Origin of the sequence: Bacillus sp. AP8 (assembly GCF_000321185.1) — a bacterium.
In the GTDB taxonomy this organism is placed as follows: domain Bacteria; phylum Bacillota; class Bacilli; order Bacillales; family DSM-1321; genus Bacillus_AD; species Bacillus_AD massilioanorexius.
In genome coordinates this window covers 31,358-48,848 of sequence record NZ_CAPG01000082.1, presented here as the reverse complement: position 1 = coordinate 48,848, position 17,491 = coordinate 31,358, and the positions used below count along the sequence as shown (strand labels likewise).

Here is a 17,491-nt window from a genome sequence, read left to right as displayed (position 1 = left end):
CTTCTTTAGTATCTTTCGACAATTTATTAATAGTTCGTTCTATTTATGGAAATATTACTATGAGAATAAGATGGAACTTTGATTGGTGGTGGACTTTTAAATTCCCCCATCTTCTAAGCTCATATTTTCAGGAGGAACAAAAATGGGTTCAGCTATTAATAAACAGAAAGATACGACAAAGCATCCACCTGGGTTATATTTATTGTTTTTTACAGAAATGTGGGAGAGATTTAGCTATTATGGAATGAGAGGTATTTTAGTCCTGTATTTAACTAAAGAGCTCATTAGTGGCGGACTTGGTATGTCACCTAGCATTGCATTAAGCATTTATGGATTTTATACAGGCGCTTCCTACATCGCTCCTCTTATAGGCGGATATCTTTCTGATATGTATCTGGGTAAGCGTCTAGCTATAACCATTGGTGGAATATGTATGGCAGTAGGAAATTTCACTATTTTTATTGACCAAGCTCAGTGGGCTATGTTTACTGGCTTGGCTTTTTTAATCATTGGCAATGGCTTCTTTAAACCAAATATATCCGCATTAGTTGGTGATTTATACGAAGAGAACGATCCCAAGCGGGATGCTGCCTTTACTATTTTTTATATGGGGATTAATATCGGTGCTTTCTTCGCCCCACTTATTATTGCTTTTTTAACTGATAAATTATTTGTAGATAGCGTCAATGGCGTTTTTGTACATGGATATAAATATGGTTTCCTAGCTTCATCTATTGGTATGGTGATTGGACAAATTCTTTATAATTCATTAGGCAATCGGTATTTAGGGAACCTAGGTAAACAGCCAACCGGACGACCTAATCGTTCATCTTCGGATACTAAAACAGCTCCTTTAACAAAAATCGAAAAACAAAGAACCGCTGTTATTTTAATATTGGCTTGCTTTGTTGTCTTTTTTTGGGCTGGGTTTGAACAAGCAGGGAGCTCATTAACACTATATACAGACAAATTTGTCAATCGTGATATTTTTGGTTTCGTTATTCCAACCCCTTGGTTTCAATCAGTCAATCCATTATTTATTATTCTTTTAGCCCCAGTTGTATCCATGCTTTGGATTAAATTATCGAAATCTAAACGAGGAGATCTTAGTTCTCCTGTGAAAATGGCTTTAGGGATGATTATGCTTGGATTTGGCTATTTAATCTTATTACTCGCTGTCTTAAAAACAGGTAGCAATGAAAATGCTATTGTGACTAAAGCCAATATCATTTTTATTGTATTGACCTATTTATTTCATACGTTAGGTGAACTATTTTTATCACCTGTTGGTTTATCAACAGTAAGTAGAATCGCCCCCATTAAAATCGCTTCTTTACTAATGGGTGTATGGTTCTCCAGCTCAGGTATTGCCAATATTTTAGGTGGGCAAATTGCAACGTTTACTCAATCTCTTGGTTATTTTGAGGTATTTGCCATTATTGGAGTTATGGCTATCGTACTTGGATTAATTTTATTATTGGTTTCAAAGAAATTAACAAAAATGATGCATTTAGATTAAACCTTGATAGGAGATTATTCTTATTGGTAATCTCCTATCACTATTTACTAAAGCTTTTCTCTTCCAAAGTTCTCAATATATGTAAATCTTAATAAATATTGTATAATAGACCTATTATTACTTGAACGAAGGGGTCTATAACATGAAAAGAAAGGACAACATATTTCAGGCAATCCAAGAGCATTTCGGATTTGATACAGCTTTTACGACAATAGAACTAGCCGACTTACTCAATATGAATAGGGCTAATGTCAGCAATGATTTAAATCAATTGGTTAAAGAGAACAGATTACAAAAAACGAATTCTCGACCAGTTAAATTTATTATGAATCAAACACTTCCCCTCGATCATTCCATCGAACAAACATCAAAAAAACCGAATACTACATTCAATCTCTTCTATCAAGAGAACATTAGTCTTCGTCCTGCCATTGACCAAGCTAAATCTGCTGTACTATATCCCCCGCTAGGAATGCATACGCTCCTACTAGGAGAAACAGGTGTTGGTAAATCTTTGTTTGCATCGATTATGCATACATTTGCAATTGAAACGGAGCGATTACAAAAAGATGCTCCATTTATTGTTTTTAACTGCGCTGATTATGCTAATAACCCGCAACTATTACTTGGACAGCTTTTCGGTGTAAAAAAAGGAGCTTATACTGGAGCTGTTAACCAAAAAGGACTACTTGAAAAAGCGCATAATGGAATCTTATTTTTAGACGAAATACATCGTTTATCAGCAGAAGGACAGGAGATGTTATTTACCTTTATCGATCATGGATATTTCAGACGACTTGGTGAAACTGAAAACGAATCTACTGCTAATGTGTTAATTATTTGTGCGACAACTGAGAATCGTGAATCATCTTTATTAAATACCTTTAGTCGCAGAATTCCTATGACGATTACCATCCCTCCGTTACGCGATCGAACATATGAAGAACGTTTTTTACTTATTAAACGATTTTTCTTTGAGGAAAGTAAAAGAATAGGCAAAGATATTTATGTGAGTGCGAATTCCATGCGTTCCTTCATTTTTTATCAATGTCCTAATAATATTGGACAATTGAAAGCCGATATTCAGCTTGCTTGTGCAAAGGCTTATTCAGAATTTGTAACAGGCAAAAGAAACGAAATTAAAATTTTCAGTACAGATTTACAATGGTATATCAAGGAAGGATTATTCATCGAGAAAAAAACAAAGCATTCCATCCCCTTCTATGACCATCAATATATTTTTAATGTAACTGAAGGGTTATTGTCGAATATTTCATCTGCTTCTACTACTATTTATGATCAAATTGATCAAAAATACGATGAATTAAAGAAACGTAATGTAGATCATGCAGAGTTAGCAATTTTAATGGAAAATGATATTCAAAGTTATTTTACACATTATTTAAGTAGCATTAATAAAAAAATATCCAAAGAAAATTTACTAAAAATTGTTAGTAAAGATATTATTGCTATTAGCGAGAAAATAATTTCTTTGGCTGAAAATAAGCTTCAGCGAACGTATGATGAGAAGATTGTATCGGGCTTATGTTTACATATTCAAACTTTACTTCAGCGAATTAAAGCCAATAAACCAATCTATCATCCTAATATTAATAGTATAAGACAAAATTATAAGCAGCCTTTTAATGTAGCTTTAGAATGCATTAAATTAATCGAAGAATCATTTCAAGTAAATATTCCTTTTGATGAAGTGGCTTTTATCACGATGTTTTTTGTCGTAGAAAGTGACGAGCATTCATCTGCTCATACCAAAATCATTGTTCTTGCTCATGGAAATGGAATCGCAAAAGAAATGGCTAACGTGACCAATCATCTGCTTAACAATGATGCAGTTACAGGAATAGATATGCCACTACATGAATCGCCAAAGAATTTTCTTGATCGAGTAAAAGGCTATATCGGATCCATTGAGCCACCTACTGGAATACTTTTACTTATAGATATGGGTTCATTAGCATACATTGGGGAGATGATTGAAACCGAATATCAAATTCCTGTACGAGTATTGCCAATGGTTAGCACTGCACATGTACTCGAAGCCTCTCGAAAATCACAAATAGGTTATAGCTTAGATGAGCTTTATCAAGATGTGCGGAACTTAACTCCTTTCTATATGCAAACGAAAAAAGGACCATCTAATAAACAACAAGAACTAAAGTCCGTCATTTTGACTGCTTGTTTAACAGGAGAAGGTAGTGCAGTCGCCATTAAAACGATGCTCGAAAATTATTTGCACTATAATAAGGATTATTTAGATATTCTCCCTATTAGTATTTTTGATAAAAACGAATTACAAGCGATGTTAACGAAAATCTCAAAAGAGAGAAACATTCTTTGTATTGTTTGTAATTTTGAAATCCAATCACCAATCCTTACCTTTCATTTAAAAGACATTCTTTCGATGAAGGCAACGAAAAAAATTCAAGAACTGATTACCATTGAAGAAACATATAGTAAAATGGCAATTACTCTTGAAGAAACCTTGCAGATTAGTGGAGGAAGCGCTTTAATTACTAACATTCGTAGATCATTACAAGAGCTACAAAACGCAACAAATAAATTTGTTAATTTAGATAGCATGATTGGCATGGTGCTACACATCAGTTGTATGGTGGATCGTCTCCAAAAACAACAGCCACTTACAAGTTTTTCAAATAAAGAAGATTATATTAATAATCACTATCGTCTTTTTATAAAAACAAAGCAATGTCTATCATCACTCGAAACAAATTATAATATCACTATTCCTGACGATGAAATTTGTTATATCATTTACATTTTTATTAAAAATGAAGAAATCATCCATTCTAATTACTAAAAAGCCAAAAAGAATCGCAAATTAGCGTATTCTTCTTGGCTTTTATCTTGTTTTTTAAATGTTATATCCCGTTTTCTAAGTGTTCCTCATCTTTTCTGGGCGTTTCAACTTCTATCAATTTCCCGCTCCTCCAACAAAACAGAGCCATCACTCTTCGTGATGGCTCTGTTATCTTTCAAAATCTATTGATTTATTTTTAGATATTCAAATTGTATTAACTCACATTGTTCAGGTAGTTTAGCTTTCATTAAGATATCAAGTTCTTTCAACCTTTGAGAACAATAGGATGTTCCGCTTTGTAAAATGGTATCGATATAAGCTGGGTGGCACATAATTTCAACAGTTTGGCCATCCATTACTTTGTTTGGTAGCTCATCAAAATAATTCTCTGTAACTCCGCTATCGTAAAAATCAAATAAACCAATATCAGAGTACATTTCAACATCTTCTATATTACATACTCTCACCGGAAGATTATATTTTTTCGATAAACGACGTACTACCTGCTCAAGCTCTGGTAATGTATGAACATGGTGATGACTATCCATATGGTTAGGCTTCACTCCATAAGATAGAAACTTATGAATTTGTGCTTCCCACTCTTTCTCCACTTCACCGGGATCCATATCAAATTGATTCATTAACATCGATTGCGTTTTGAATTTCCCATTCTCTTGGATTAATGAACTTACACCTGTCTGAAGTAATGGTGTTCCTGCTGTTAACACAAGATGAATCCCTACAGCAAGCTCCTTATTTTCTGAAGCTAATTCAAAAGCATGATCTACCGCTGTCATATTCATCATCATTGTAGCTGAATTAACAACACCATATCGGTGAGCATCTATGATTCCGAAATTCGTTCCACGAGAGTAACCGAAATCATCAGCATTTACAATTACTTTAATCATTGTACTACCTCAATGCTATCACGATTAAATTGTGGTAAATACTCTTTATGAGCTTCTAACATTTCATCTAAAATTTTCTTTGCTACTACATCTGAAGGAACGAGAGGGTTAATGACCATAGCTAATAAAGCAGTTTTGTAATCTCCTGTTACTGCCGCTTCACATGTTACTCTTTCGAATGATTTAATTTGTTGAACAAGTCCTCTAACGGACACTGGTAAATCACCAATAGCAATAGGCTTTGGACCATCCTTTGTAATAACACAATTAATTTCAACAGCTGATTCATCCGGGATGCTTGCAATTGCTCCATTATTTTGAACATTTACAGGCTGAATATCACATTTATTATTATAAATCGACGTCATTAAACTGCAAGCGGCATCACTGTAATACGCTCCTCCACGCTTCTCCAACTGAGGTGGCTTAATATTTAAATTAGGATCTTGATATAACTCAAATAACTCAGCTTCTAGTTTTTTAACAACTTCACCTCTACAACCATTTTCCATAGCTGATTGTTTTTCTTCTTCTAACATTTCACTCGTTTTATAATAATAACGATGATATGGGCATGGTAAAGCTTGAAGAGCCTGGATAAATTCTGGCTCCCAATCTAAAGAAGCAATGTTTTGCATAGTCATTTTTGTCTCTTCGCTCGTTAACTTATCAATAATTTCCTCTGTGATTTCTTCTCCATCTAAATACACATGTAATCCATAAACCATATGATTTAAACCAGCAAAATCGATTTGCACTCTTTCTGCCTCGACACCGAGCATTTCTGCAACGTTCATTCGAATGTGAATTGGAACATTGCAAAGACCTACAACTCTTTTGAAATTTGTATAGCGAAGAACAGCTTCAGTGACCATACCTGCAGGATTTGTAAAGTTAATTAACCAAGCTTCCGGACATAATTCTTCCATATCTTTAACGATACCTAAAATCACAGGAATTGTACGAAGAGCTTTAAATAAACCTCCTGGTCCATTCGTTTCTTGACCGATTACATCATATTTTAAAGGAATTTTTTCATCTATAATGCGGGCATCAATTTGCCCTACACGCATTTGCGTCGTAACAAAATCTGCATCTTTTAATGCTTCCCTACGGTTTAAAGTTAAATGGATCGTCATTGGGATTCCTGCTTTAGCAACCATACGTTTCGCCAATTCTCCAACTATATGTAGTTTTTCTTTCCCTGTCTCTATATCAACTAGCCAAAGTTCCTCGATAGGAAATTCATGGTACCTCTTTATAAAACCTTCGATTAACTCTGGTGTATAACTTGAACCCCCACCAATTGTTACAACTTTAATTCCTTTACCCATTCCACTCACCCTTTCTATTTGAAACACGACTTAGGTTCTTTGGATGTATCTAAAAATTATGATAATTAGAGAAGGAAGAGAAGAAATATTCATTCTCTTCCTTCTCTATCTCACTACCATTCTTACAAGTATTTACTTTTCATCTTTTGCCATTTTTTCATGGAGAAAGATAATTTCTTCTGCTAATTCTTTCACTGTTATAGACGTCATCAAATGATCTTGAGCGTGTACCATTAGTATTGTAACGTCTTTCTTTTCACCACTTGCTTCAGCTTGAATAAGTGTTGTTTGTGTCCTATGTGCTTCGTTCAAATCTAATCTTGCAGATTCAACTTTTTGCTTTGCTTCTTCAAATTTCCCTTCACGAGCTAAATACATAGCTTCCATTACACTACTTCGGGCATTGCCACTATGAAGAATAAGTTGAAAAGCTATTTGGTCGAATGATAAAGACGCTGTCATGATGTCTCCTCCTTATTAAAGATATTGCTAGGTTCGTTACGCTGCCTGACCACCATCACCTGATTCTGTGATTTTCTTTTTATCCATTCGCTCTTGAATAAGCACGAATGGGAAATATATGGCTATCGATATGGCTAGATTAATAGCTGCAAGGATTGCACCCGATAGATGTCCCCCTGTTGCTAACCATCCACCCATTATCGCTGGGGTTACCCATGGAATATCAACTACGACTGGATGAACCATTCCAACCTGAATCGATAGATAAGAAATAATTGTTAATATAATAGGTGTACAAATAAACGGAATTAACCAAATTGGATTTAAGACAATTGGCAAACCGAATAGAACTGGTTCGTTAATTTGGAAAACCCCCGGTGGTAAACCAAGAGCAACCATTTGTTTTCGTTTTTTCGATGCAATCCATAAAGCAATTAACAAACCTAAAGTAGCACCAGATCCTCCTAAGAATACGAAAGCGTCGAAGAATTTACCTGCCATAATTCCATATTCACTAAGGTCTTTAACCCCTTTTGCATATAAATCCATATTTTCCACACCTGATTTAGTAAATAAAGGTGTTGTAATACCGCCGAGAATATTTGGTCCATGTAAGCCTAATGCCCAGAAACCATGAATTAATAAAGCAAGAACCACAGCAAATCCTAAAGAGTCTGCTGAATCTGTTAGTGGTGCTACAAGTATTTTTGTAATCCAATCTTGGAAATAAACGTCATCTACTAATTTACGGAATAACAATCCTACAATTCCAAAAATAGCAATAGTTAGCATTCCAGGGAATAATCTTGCAAATGATCTTGATACAGCTGGTGGTACACCATCTGGCATTTTAACAACTAAATACTTTACTTTTGACAAACGAACAAAGATTTCAGTGGCAAGTAACGCTACAATAATTCCAGTAAATAGTGCTGTTGCACCTGTATAACTTACAGGTAATAATCCATACATGTCACCTGTTATATCTTTTCCATCCGCTTGTACAGTTACTTTCGCAATTTGAGGTGTTAAAACATAGAAACAGGCTAATGCAATAAGCATTGCTTCAAAACCTTCATCTCCGTATGATTTTGCTAGCTTGTAACCAATTCCCACTACAGCGAAAACTGTAAGGAATGACATTGTACCCCAGTAAATATCTCCGCCTAGCTGTCTAAAGTTCTCTCCAAAAACAGCAATCATCATTTTTTCATAAGCTGGGATTGCTCCACCTAAGTTATTAATTAATACTGCAAAAGAAGCAATCATCGTAATCGCTAATATCCCAATAAGTGCATCCCTAATTGCCAACAAGTGACGTTGATTTCCAATCTTAGTAGCTGCTGGCATTATATACTTTTCCATAAATTTCATCATGGGTCATCATCCCTCTTTTCCATAATAATAAAGTGTTTATTATGCTTTCGTGCCCAACATAGCTATTGCTTGTTCTAACACTTTCTCTCCATTCATCATTCCATAATCCACTGGATTAATAGCGTCTACCTTAACCCCTTTCGGTTCTGCAAGCCCTTTCATCTTATTCAATAAAAAACGAACTTGAGGACCTAAAAGTAAAACATCCGCTTGATCCATGTTTGCTTCTGCTGCTTCTCCCGATACAGCCCATATTTTCGCTGTAACCCCTTTTGCTGCTGCTGCCTTTTCCATCTTCGTTACTAGTAAACTAGTAGACATACCTGCTGAACAAACTAATAAGATATTCATTAATAATGCCTCCTTTGTTTTTCAGTACATTTACCAAAATAAAATGATTATGAATAAATGCACGGTAAATGATTTCGAAAGAAATTTACACTTATTTCTATTGCAATTGCCATGCCAACTTTATATCATCTTCATTTTCATGAATTAAAATCCCTATTTTTCAACGTTTGTCTCATGTTTTAAATAGAGAAACTCGTCCTTCATTTTTACTGTTTCCCTATAATACCAGTAGTGTTCTAATGAAAAGATGCTAGTGTTTCGTTCATTTCATTAGTGTTTCGTTTTTGTGTTGTTTTTTTAGGATTGATGACTAGTGTTTGATTATGGAATAGATTTAAAGTACGATATATGAACAATTAGGCTTTAACTTACAAGCAGTATAAAAAAGATGAAACAATTTGAATATTATGGTTTCTCTTTTATCACTATAAAAACCTCTTTTTATCATTATTTCATTACGAACATACCTATGTAAGAAGGAGCGGACCATGGAAAATAAAACGCTACATCCTAACCAAATTCTTTTAATTCCTGAAATACTTCCTGAAAGCTTTTATAATCAACCAACATTAGAATTAGCTCAATCTCTTTTAGGCTGCTTATTAATTAAAGAAGATGAAGAGGGCTCAACAGCTGGCTTTATTGTTGAAACAGAAGCCTATATGGGAGCAAATGACCGTGCTGCACATAGTTTTAATAACAAGCGAACGAAACGTACTGAAATTATGTTTCATTCACCTGGTCACATATATACATACTTAATGCATACCCATTGCCTAGTAAACGTTGTTTGTGCTCCCAAAGATACTCCTAACGCGATCTTAATAAGAGCTATTGAACCTTTTGTCGGGAAAGAAATCATGAAAAAACGAAGAGGGATAACAGATTTAAAGAAACTAACAAATGGTCCAGGGAAGCTTACTAAAGCTATGAATATTACAATGGCTGACTATGGACAAACCTTTTTTTCTTCCTCTTTAACGATTTCAACTGGATTTACTCCATCTAATATTTCTGTTGGTAAACGTATTGGTATTCAAAATTCGGGTGAAGCAAAAGATTATCCTTACCGTTTTTGGATTTCAAATAATCCTTTTGTCTCTAAATAAAATGATATATTTATACAATGGTTAAAATAAAAAAAGTTGAATCCATCCTTTCGAATGTAGATTCAACTTTTTTTATTTAGTATTTCAATGGTAATTTTACTTGACCGATTTTCTCATAGTTGCTTAATTGATAAGCATTAATCCTTTTATTAGAAATTGAATATATATCGTTCTTAATAAAAATCATTCTTCGAATCATTTCATCATAATCAGGATAATCACGCTTTTGACTATCGTTAGCTAGTTTTGCTTTTTGAACTATGCCTTTTTCAGGAGTAATTTCATATATCATCGCTCCGTCGAAAGTTAGCTTCGTTTCAAAATTTTCTATTTCATCGTATACAGTGATTGGAAAACCAAATAAATGTTGATCCTTGTGCTGAAATAATGCTTTATGGTCATAAAGGATAGGAGATTCCACGCTAGCTCGGCCGATAATAACAGAATCTTTTTCTTTTGGATTATGAAAATCTGTAATATCAAATAAGGATATTTTCATTCCTTTATTTCTTACGTTAGGCTCTCCACCAAAGTTATTTTTTACTAATTCTGTGTGATATCCAAATCCAATTAAATGATTTTCATCATAAGGATGTAAATAAGTACTATATCCCGGAATCTTGAGTTCTCCTAATACCTTTGGTTTTGTTGGTTCGCTTGTATCTATGACAAATAAGGGATCAACTTGCTTAAATGTCACTATATACGCTTTGTCTCCCATAAAACGAACAGAGTAGATCCGTTCCCCTTTAGCTAAATTATTCACTTCTCCAACCTTTTTCATATTGTCATTTAATATAAAAAGAGCATTTGTTGAAGAATCTCTTTTCGTGATATCATGATCTTCTGTCGTCGCTACGCGAAAATGTCCTTTATGTTCATCCATAGAAAATTGATTAAGAACTCTACCTTCTACCTCACCCATGCTAGAGAACGTCATATTTAAGCCATCTATTTTAAATTTATATACTTCCGTATACGGTTGAGTGAAATTGTTTTTATTTTGGTCCCCATATTTCGTAGCGGCAATATACATATTTTCTTCAGACATATAGATATTTTCTCCACTGCCTAATAAAGTTTCTATCTTATATGGTATTTTTTCATCCTCTAAGTCGATTGCTGCCATATGAACGTAATTTGATTCATTGGACTCTGGCACATAACTTATTTGACTTACTTTCTGTTCGTATACCCCTTTTTCATTATCAAAAAATCGAGGAGTCATAACAGCTGTTGTATCTTCTCTTAGCATCCATAGATCTGGGTATTGGTTCGCTACCAAATATAAGAATTTTCCGTTTTTTCTAGCCGTAACATAGCTGCCTTCCATTGCAATTTCTTTCATTAATTTCGGTTTTGATGCTTCACTAATATTGTAAATGAAAACTTTCGTATAACCATTTAGCATGATTTTTTCGACTTTATCCTCTGTAGATTTCCCTCGATTTTCATCAAAACCATGACCAATTACCATTAACTTGTGCTCGGAAAGCATCAACTCACTCGGATAAAAGTTATTTTTAAAGTGGATAGACGATGTTAATTTTATTGACTTTGCTGGAACAGCCTGGGTAATAAATAATTGTTGATTACTTATCGTATAGATATATTTACCATCTGTTTTCACAACATCGCCTTCATCAATTCCCGCTACTTGTGTATTCGTTTGCGAAAAATCATTTGAAGTATTTGAAGTCTTTTCAGCTTTATCTTCTCTTGAACTTTGAAAGAACTCTGATTTTGCAAATGGCCTTTCTTTGTTTAAAAAAGATTTCATGTACTCTTGTAATTGCTTTTTTGATTGCATTTTCGGTAAAGTAGCTGCTACTGTAAATGCAAGCTTTTTTTCGCCCAATAGTGGTATTCCTATGCTTGATGTTATGTTATCAGAAATAGATAATTCGTAGTTTTTCGTTTGTAGATTAAATCCTTCTTTCGGAGGGGAAACAATCAACATCTTTCGATCATCACTAAGCTTATAAGTTATAGGGACTAACTTTCCTTGTTCATCCTTAACCTTTATTCTTTCAGAATTGATGCTTGAAGCCTTTATCGGATTCGAAAAAGAAATCTTCAAATTCGAATTCGTCAAAATTATTCTTTCTGAACCCTTTACCTGACTATTTGTAATCTTCGTCGTACCAAATTGCCATACACCCCAAAAACAAATTACTACTGCTGTAAAAATGCCTACGATCCACCATCCCTTTTTTCGCATATTCTCACTTCCATTTCCTGTTTACCAATTAGACGACAGAAAATTAAGAAAGTTACATCACGAAATATAGTAGCTTACTATATGATCTATGGTATTTAATTAATAATCATTTTTTCATACCTTCTAGTTATCTTTCATTTTCTCATCCAATCCTTTCATAAAGGTTCCAATAATACTTTCTAAAGAGTCCTCAAGGTCTACTTGATAATTAAATCCACCTTTTCTTTTTAAATCGACTAATCCATACAATAAGCTTCTTATTCCTCTTATAGTATGAATCATCTCAAATTCAGTTAATGAATATATAGACAACGCCTCTCTCATCAAACTGATAATAGCATCTCCTGAAACTTGAACTTTTTTTGATGATAAATCAGGAGTACATAAGGAAGCCTCGTACATTCCAGGATATTGATTAGCAAATCTTATATAAGCTTTTCCCATAGCTTGAATAGCATCAAAGCCTTTACTGACATCCAAAGTAGCTTCCTTTAGATGTTGAAAAAGGAGGTTAAATCCTTTAATTGCCATAACTTCCTTTACTTCTGTTAATCCTTTGACATGATTATATAAAGAAGGTGTTTTGACATGCAGCTCCCTTGCTAATGTAGCCATTGTTACTGCATCCATCCCTTCTTTATCAGCTATTTCAAGTGCTTTATTCGTTATAATCTCTTGATTTAACCCAGCTTGAGGTGCCATATCATTCCCCTCCCAATAGATATTTTTTAGCTTGATTTATTGCTTGTTTCATATTTTTCTCTGGTTTAGTCATGATATTTCCATGCCCCACTGCCAAAAGGGATGGCTTAAAGCTTAATAGATTTTCTGCTGATTGTATAGCAACTTCTTTATTCCACGTAGCCAAGGCGGGGAATGGAAAGCTTACACGCAAATTACCTGATACAGCTATTCCTCCCTTTGTCTGAAAAGCATCCCCAGCAATTAAACTGTTATTTCTAACATCCATAAACGCCATCATTCCTGGAGTATGGCCTGGTGAATGAATAGCTACCAAGGACCCAATTTGATTTCCATCATTTATTAACGTGTCAGGTCTCGTTTTCATTTTCTTTGGAAAACTCCCTTTAATCGGCATATTGCCTTCTCCCTCTTCTAATGATAAATCTCCTTCAAGCAACTTTAATTCTCGTTTTGGCAAAAGAACTTCCACATTAGGAAGTTCTTCTTTCAATCCATCAAGAGCTCCCAAATGGTCACTATGAGCATGTGTTAATACAATTTTACTAAGGGGTTTTCCTAATTTACGTGCCGTGTTCAAGATAGATTTTTTACAGAAAGGAAGAGCCGCATCAATTAAAGTAAAAGAATCTACTTCTTCAACTAAATAGCAATTTACAGGGAAAAAATGAGTCATGAAGGAAAGTTGATAAATCGTATTCATTTTAGTCAATCTCATAATTAGGCCTCCTGAAAACTAATGGTACTAGTTTTATTATAACTAACACCATTAGTTTTTCGAGTTTTTTCCAGTTGGATGTGAATCATTGTTTTTTAGGTTACGACGGCAAATAAAAACGCAACCTTATAACAAACGTCATAAAGTTGCGTCTATCTTGCTTGATTAATCAAACTGATATTTTTATAAAATCATAAATGGATTAAGCTAGCTACGATTCATTTAACTAATCTCTCTGTTTTACTAATTATATTTCTGAATGAAGTACTGAAAGAACTTTACTTACCTTTTCTTCATCAAAAGGATTCTCTAATGAGCCTCCTATTCTAACACCCGTACCAAAATGATATTCATCAGCTTTTAAGAATGAATGAACTTCAGAAATATTATCCGCTTGAAGTCCTGCTCCCACTAAAATTTTTGGTCCGTGCCAAACATCAGATAACGTCATGAGTTGTTGAAGCTTTTCTCTTCCTTCAACAGCATTAGCCATGCCACCTGATGTTAAGATGCGTCGTATATGCTTACTATATTGACAAAGGACTTCTAAACCATCTGCTTGATGATGTAATTCATCAAAGGCACGATGGAAAGTAATATCAAGATCAGGAACTAAATTAATTACTTTTTCTAAAAGTGATTGATCAATTTCTCCATTTTTCAGACATCCAAATACGATGCCTGTTACGCCTAACTCTTTTGCTATTATTAAATCCTCACGAATCACATTCCAATCACTCTCATCATATGTGAAATGATAACTATGAGGTCGAATCATAACTTGAATAGGAATGGCTACATTTTCTATTATACGTTTGATTGTTCCATAGCTTGGTGTTAATCCACCTTCTGATATGGCTGAAACCAATTCTAAGCGATTAATCCCTAATTTTTCAGCTATTATAGCGTCTTTTTCATTTTGCACAATACATTCTAAAATCATGCTATCCACCTTCTTTTCATTTTACTAATTTTCTAAGATGTCCAAGTTATATCGATAGCACCATCTTATGCTTTTCTCTCATTATTATAACCGAACAATAATAAATCGGTATATATTTCCGTAAAATACCAAATGCTATCTTCCTTAACTACATCTTTTTATCTTATACTGTTTTCGCATACTTTATTGTCGTGGAACAAGCTAGTAAATATAGACTAAATTGAATTCAGCTCCAGCCTTTGGGATCCCCAGCTGTTCTCCTCAGGAGTCTAGTACCTTACGATCCTATAGACCTTTTATGTTAGTTTTAACAACTATCTTTTAGAAAGCAGCTTCATCTATAACTCTCTTTATGACCACTGTTATCACTATTCTAGCTTTATATCAAAAAAGCATTATTTATCATAATACTATATAAAAAACAAAAAGCCTGCATCCATTTTTTAGAGGATTACAGACTTAGTTGTTCCTATACTACCATGTTATTTATAAAAGCCGGTTCACCTATAGCCTCCCCCGCTGCTTCCACAAGGAGTTTCAATCCTTACACTCTATATATGCGCCACCGAGCTTATTCAAAAACAACCATCTTTTAGAAAACAGCCTTTAGTAAAAAAACACAATCTCTATCATAATCCTCTGCAGAATTAAGTACTTTCTTTATATTACTTTATCTACTATTCTATTATGATTTATTCAGTAACTGGTTCACTATTTAAAAACTCATGCAATGCCTCTTTATTTTTTTCTATATCAATATCCAATACTTGTGATCTCCACTGATCATCTAGTGTGATATTTTCATAAGCACCATCAATTGGAATTCTTAATTTTTCAATCGTATGATCATCACTTGAGAAAAAGGATGCTAACACACTTAATAAAGTACCCGTTTTTATATTTGTTGTAATAAACGGCTGAACAGAACCTATCATTTGAGGCATTTTCATCATACCTTTAACACTGACGATTTCATCTGTTATAGCTTGTAGTACCTCATGCTGTCTCTCCGTTCTTCCAAAATCACTTTCTGCATCCTTTCGGAAACGTGAATAACCTAATAACTGTTTGCCATTTAGTCTTTGTACTCCAGGATGCAATGTTTGCCATATACCTTCAGACATTTCTTTCTTTACATTAATCTCAATGCCGTCTGGAAAAGCTGTATCAATTGCATGAATAAATCCATTAAAATCGACAATAGCTACATAGTGAATATCGATATCAAAAGTCTGTTTAAGTGTTTCTGTCAATAAACTTTCTCCACCCATTAAATAGGATGCATTAATCCGATATTTCTTCTCTTTACCAGGGATATTTAAATACATATCTCGTAAAAATGATACAAGCTTCGCCTTTTTTGTTTTAGTATCATATTGTGCTAGTAAAATAGAATCAGAATTAGAGGCTTCCTCACCACGGGTATCTACTCCTATTAAGAGTACATTCATCGTTCCTTCGAATGGATCTCCTTTAAAATCGAGTTCCTCTTTTTTTATACCAGTTGCTTTTTCTGCATCCTTATAACTACTGTAATACCCGTATGCTGCATAAGAAATACCACTAATTAAAAATATAGCAATACCTAGAATCGTTGATATAACAATCTTTTTCTTTTTTCTTTTTTTCGCTCTCCTTAATCTACTCATGAACAATCTCCGTATTTGAATTTTTAGAATAAACAATTACCTAGTTCTAATTTATCAAACAAGCCAAAAGTAGACAATATTTTCTCAAAAATCTATATAAACTAAATTTTACCTAAGTCTTAGTTACTAGTTTTTACAGAAGAAAAACCGTAATCTAATAGATTAATCGAATCGCTCCAAACATCATTTTTTGTCGAATGTAAAACAACAGCAATTACATTTTGATTCTTTCTTGTAGCTGATGAAACAAGACAATAGCCAGCCTCATCTGTATATCCAGTTTTCACTCCATTTGCACCTTTATAAAAATAATCATTATCATCATCTAATAATTTATTGCGATTCGAATATGTTAATTCTGAATCTCTATACATTTTTTGATTAACAATCTCTTGAAACTCTTGATGCTTCATTGCTTCAGATGCTATTTTTACTAAATCGTATGCTGTTGAGAAATGATTCTTATGATGAAGACCATGTGGATTCATAAAATTCGATTCATTTGCCCCTAATTCTTTCGCTCTTTTATTCATTAAGCTCACAAAATACTCCATAGCTTTCTTATTGGATAAGCCAGGCTTTTCTTTATTTGCAACATAAATTGCGATTGTTCGAGCAGCATCATTGCCAGATGGAAGCATTAATCCGGACAATAATTGTTTTAATGTTAGGGTTTGACCCTTTTGAAGATAAGCTGTACTTTCTCCTGACTCCTTTAAAGAAACTTCTTTACCCACCATAATAACATCCTCTAAATCTCCTTTTTCTATAGCTAATAATGCCGTCATAATTTTTGTGGTGCTGGCAGGATATAATTTTTCATGTTCATTTTTAGAAAACAAAACTTTTTCAGATTGTTGATTGAGAACAATTGCTGCCTCTCCTGAAATGTAGGGCTCATTCATCCCTTTTTGATAAATGGCTCTTTTCCACTCATTTTCTTTAGAAGAAACAAGCTCTTTTAAATTAGGAATTACACATATAATAATGGCGATGGCTATAACCCAAACGAATTTCGAATTTTTCATCATTTTAATTCTCCTCTTACATGAGTTCTACTATCATGATAGCCAATCAATCTTAAGAGAGATTAAAAAGAATCTTAAGAACTTCTTAAAGTTAATAAAAAGCATCATTCCTCATTCGGATAAGAACAATCGCTTACCTTCTTCACCTATCTTCTATATAGTGCAAAATATAAAATAACCTTATTGATTTCCACATGCAGGGCCGATGCACTTTCCTCGCTACATACAGTCCAGAATCTCGACTGTTTCTTTTTCTACTAACGTTCCTGTCATTTTCAATAATTTATAAAAATAAAGCGTATATATTTTTAAAGCATGTTACATTCAA

General features: G+C 33.8%; 14 protein-coding genes. 3 read left to right on the top strand and 11 right to left on the bottom strand.

The genetic code is table 11. The annotated features are described in order from the left end of the window. Nucleotides 1-142: 142 nt before the first annotated feature. On the top strand, nucleotides 143-1,519 hold the full coding sequence (locus tag BN349_RS19740; protein WP_019244045.1) for a peptide MFS transporter: 1,377 nt from the start codon (nucleotides 143-145) through the stop codon (nucleotides 1,517-1,519). 142 nt (nucleotides 1,520-1,661) lie between these two features. After that, entirely contained in the window at nucleotides 1,662-4,358 is a 2,697-nt protein-coding gene (locus BN349_RS19735; RefSeq protein ID WP_019244044.1) for a sigma 54-interacting transcriptional regulator, read from the top strand. 182 nt (nucleotides 4,359-4,540) lie between these two features. Here BN349_RS19735 and chbG read toward each other — a convergent pair whose 3' ends face one another. The 5 genes from chbG to BN349_RS19710 form a co-directional block, all read right to left on the bottom strand. Next, on the bottom strand, nucleotides 4,541-5,269 hold the full coding sequence (gene chbG / locus BN349_RS19730; RefSeq protein WP_019244043.1) for a chitin disaccharide deacetylase: 729 nt from the start codon (nucleotides 5,267-5,269) through the stop codon (nucleotides 4,541-4,543). Next, nucleotides 5,266-6,603, bottom strand: coding sequence for a 6-phospho-beta-glucosidase (locus BN349_RS19725; RefSeq protein ID WP_019244042.1), 1,338 nt, complete (start codon nucleotides 6,601-6,603; stop codon nucleotides 5,266-5,268). Before BN349_RS19725 ends, chbG begins: the two co-directional genes overlap by 4 nt. 132 nt (nucleotides 6,604-6,735) lie before the next feature. Beyond that, nucleotides 6,736-7,065 (bottom strand): PTS lactose/cellobiose transporter subunit IIA, encoded by a 330-nt coding sequence (locus BN349_RS19720; RefSeq protein ID WP_019244041.1) that lies wholly within the window; start codon nucleotides 7,063-7,065, stop codon nucleotides 6,736-6,738. Between the two features lie 36 nt (nucleotides 7,066-7,101). Next, nucleotides 7,102-8,442 (bottom strand): PTS sugar transporter subunit IIC, encoded by a 1,341-nt coding sequence (locus BN349_RS19715; RefSeq protein ID WP_019244040.1) that lies wholly within the window; start codon nucleotides 8,440-8,442, stop codon nucleotides 7,102-7,104. 39 nt (nucleotides 8,443-8,481) lie between these two features. Then, nucleotides 8,482-8,793 carry a PTS sugar transporter subunit IIB gene (locus BN349_RS19710; protein ID WP_019244039.1) on the bottom strand — a complete coding sequence of 104 codons (312 nt, stop codon included), beginning with the start codon at nucleotides 8,791-8,793 and terminating at the stop codon, nucleotides 8,482-8,484. 488 nt (nucleotides 8,794-9,281) lie between these two features. On the opposite strand from BN349_RS19710, the gene BN349_RS19705 reads away from it, so the two are divergent. After that, a complete protein-coding gene (locus BN349_RS19705) occupies nucleotides 9,282-9,902 on the top strand; it encodes a DNA-3-methyladenine glycosylase (RefSeq protein WP_019244038.1) in 621 nt (206 codons plus the stop codon). A 76-nt stretch (nucleotides 9,903-9,978) separates the two neighbouring features. Here BN349_RS19705 and BN349_RS24385 read toward each other — a convergent pair whose 3' ends face one another. From BN349_RS24385 to BN349_RS19675, 6 genes are all read right to left on the bottom strand, one after another. Further along, nucleotides 9,979-12,123, bottom strand: coding sequence for a beta-propeller domain-containing protein (locus BN349_RS24385; protein ID WP_019244037.1), 2,145 nt, complete (start codon nucleotides 12,121-12,123; stop codon nucleotides 9,979-9,981). A 123-nt stretch (nucleotides 12,124-12,246) separates the two neighbouring features. Continuing rightward, nucleotides 12,247-12,825, bottom strand: coding sequence for a TetR/AcrR family transcriptional regulator (locus BN349_RS19695; protein WP_019244036.1), 579 nt, complete (start codon nucleotides 12,823-12,825; stop codon nucleotides 12,247-12,249). A 1-nt stretch (nucleotide 12,826) separates the two neighbouring features. Beyond that, a complete protein-coding gene (locus BN349_RS19690; protein WP_019244035.1) occupies nucleotides 12,827-13,543 on the bottom strand; it encodes an MBL fold metallo-hydrolase in 717 nt (238 codons plus the stop codon). A gap of 247 nt (nucleotides 13,544-13,790) precedes the next feature. Continuing rightward, nucleotides 13,791-14,486: a copper homeostasis protein CutC gene (locus tag BN349_RS19685; RefSeq protein ID WP_019244034.1), complete on the bottom strand. Its 696-nt coding sequence runs from the start codon at nucleotides 14,484-14,486 to the stop codon at nucleotides 13,791-13,793. A gap of 692 nt (nucleotides 14,487-15,178) precedes the next feature. Beyond that, complete coding sequence (locus BN349_RS19680; RefSeq protein WP_019244033.1) at nucleotides 15,179-16,135, bottom strand: LCP family protein; 957 nt, start codon at nucleotides 16,133-16,135, stop codon at nucleotides 15,179-15,181. A gap of 119 nt (nucleotides 16,136-16,254) precedes the next feature. Beyond that, a complete protein-coding gene (locus BN349_RS19675; RefSeq protein ID WP_019244032.1) occupies nucleotides 16,255-17,166 on the bottom strand; it encodes a D-alanyl-D-alanine carboxypeptidase family protein in 912 nt (303 codons plus the stop codon). Nucleotides 17,167-17,491 lie beyond the last annotated feature (325 nt).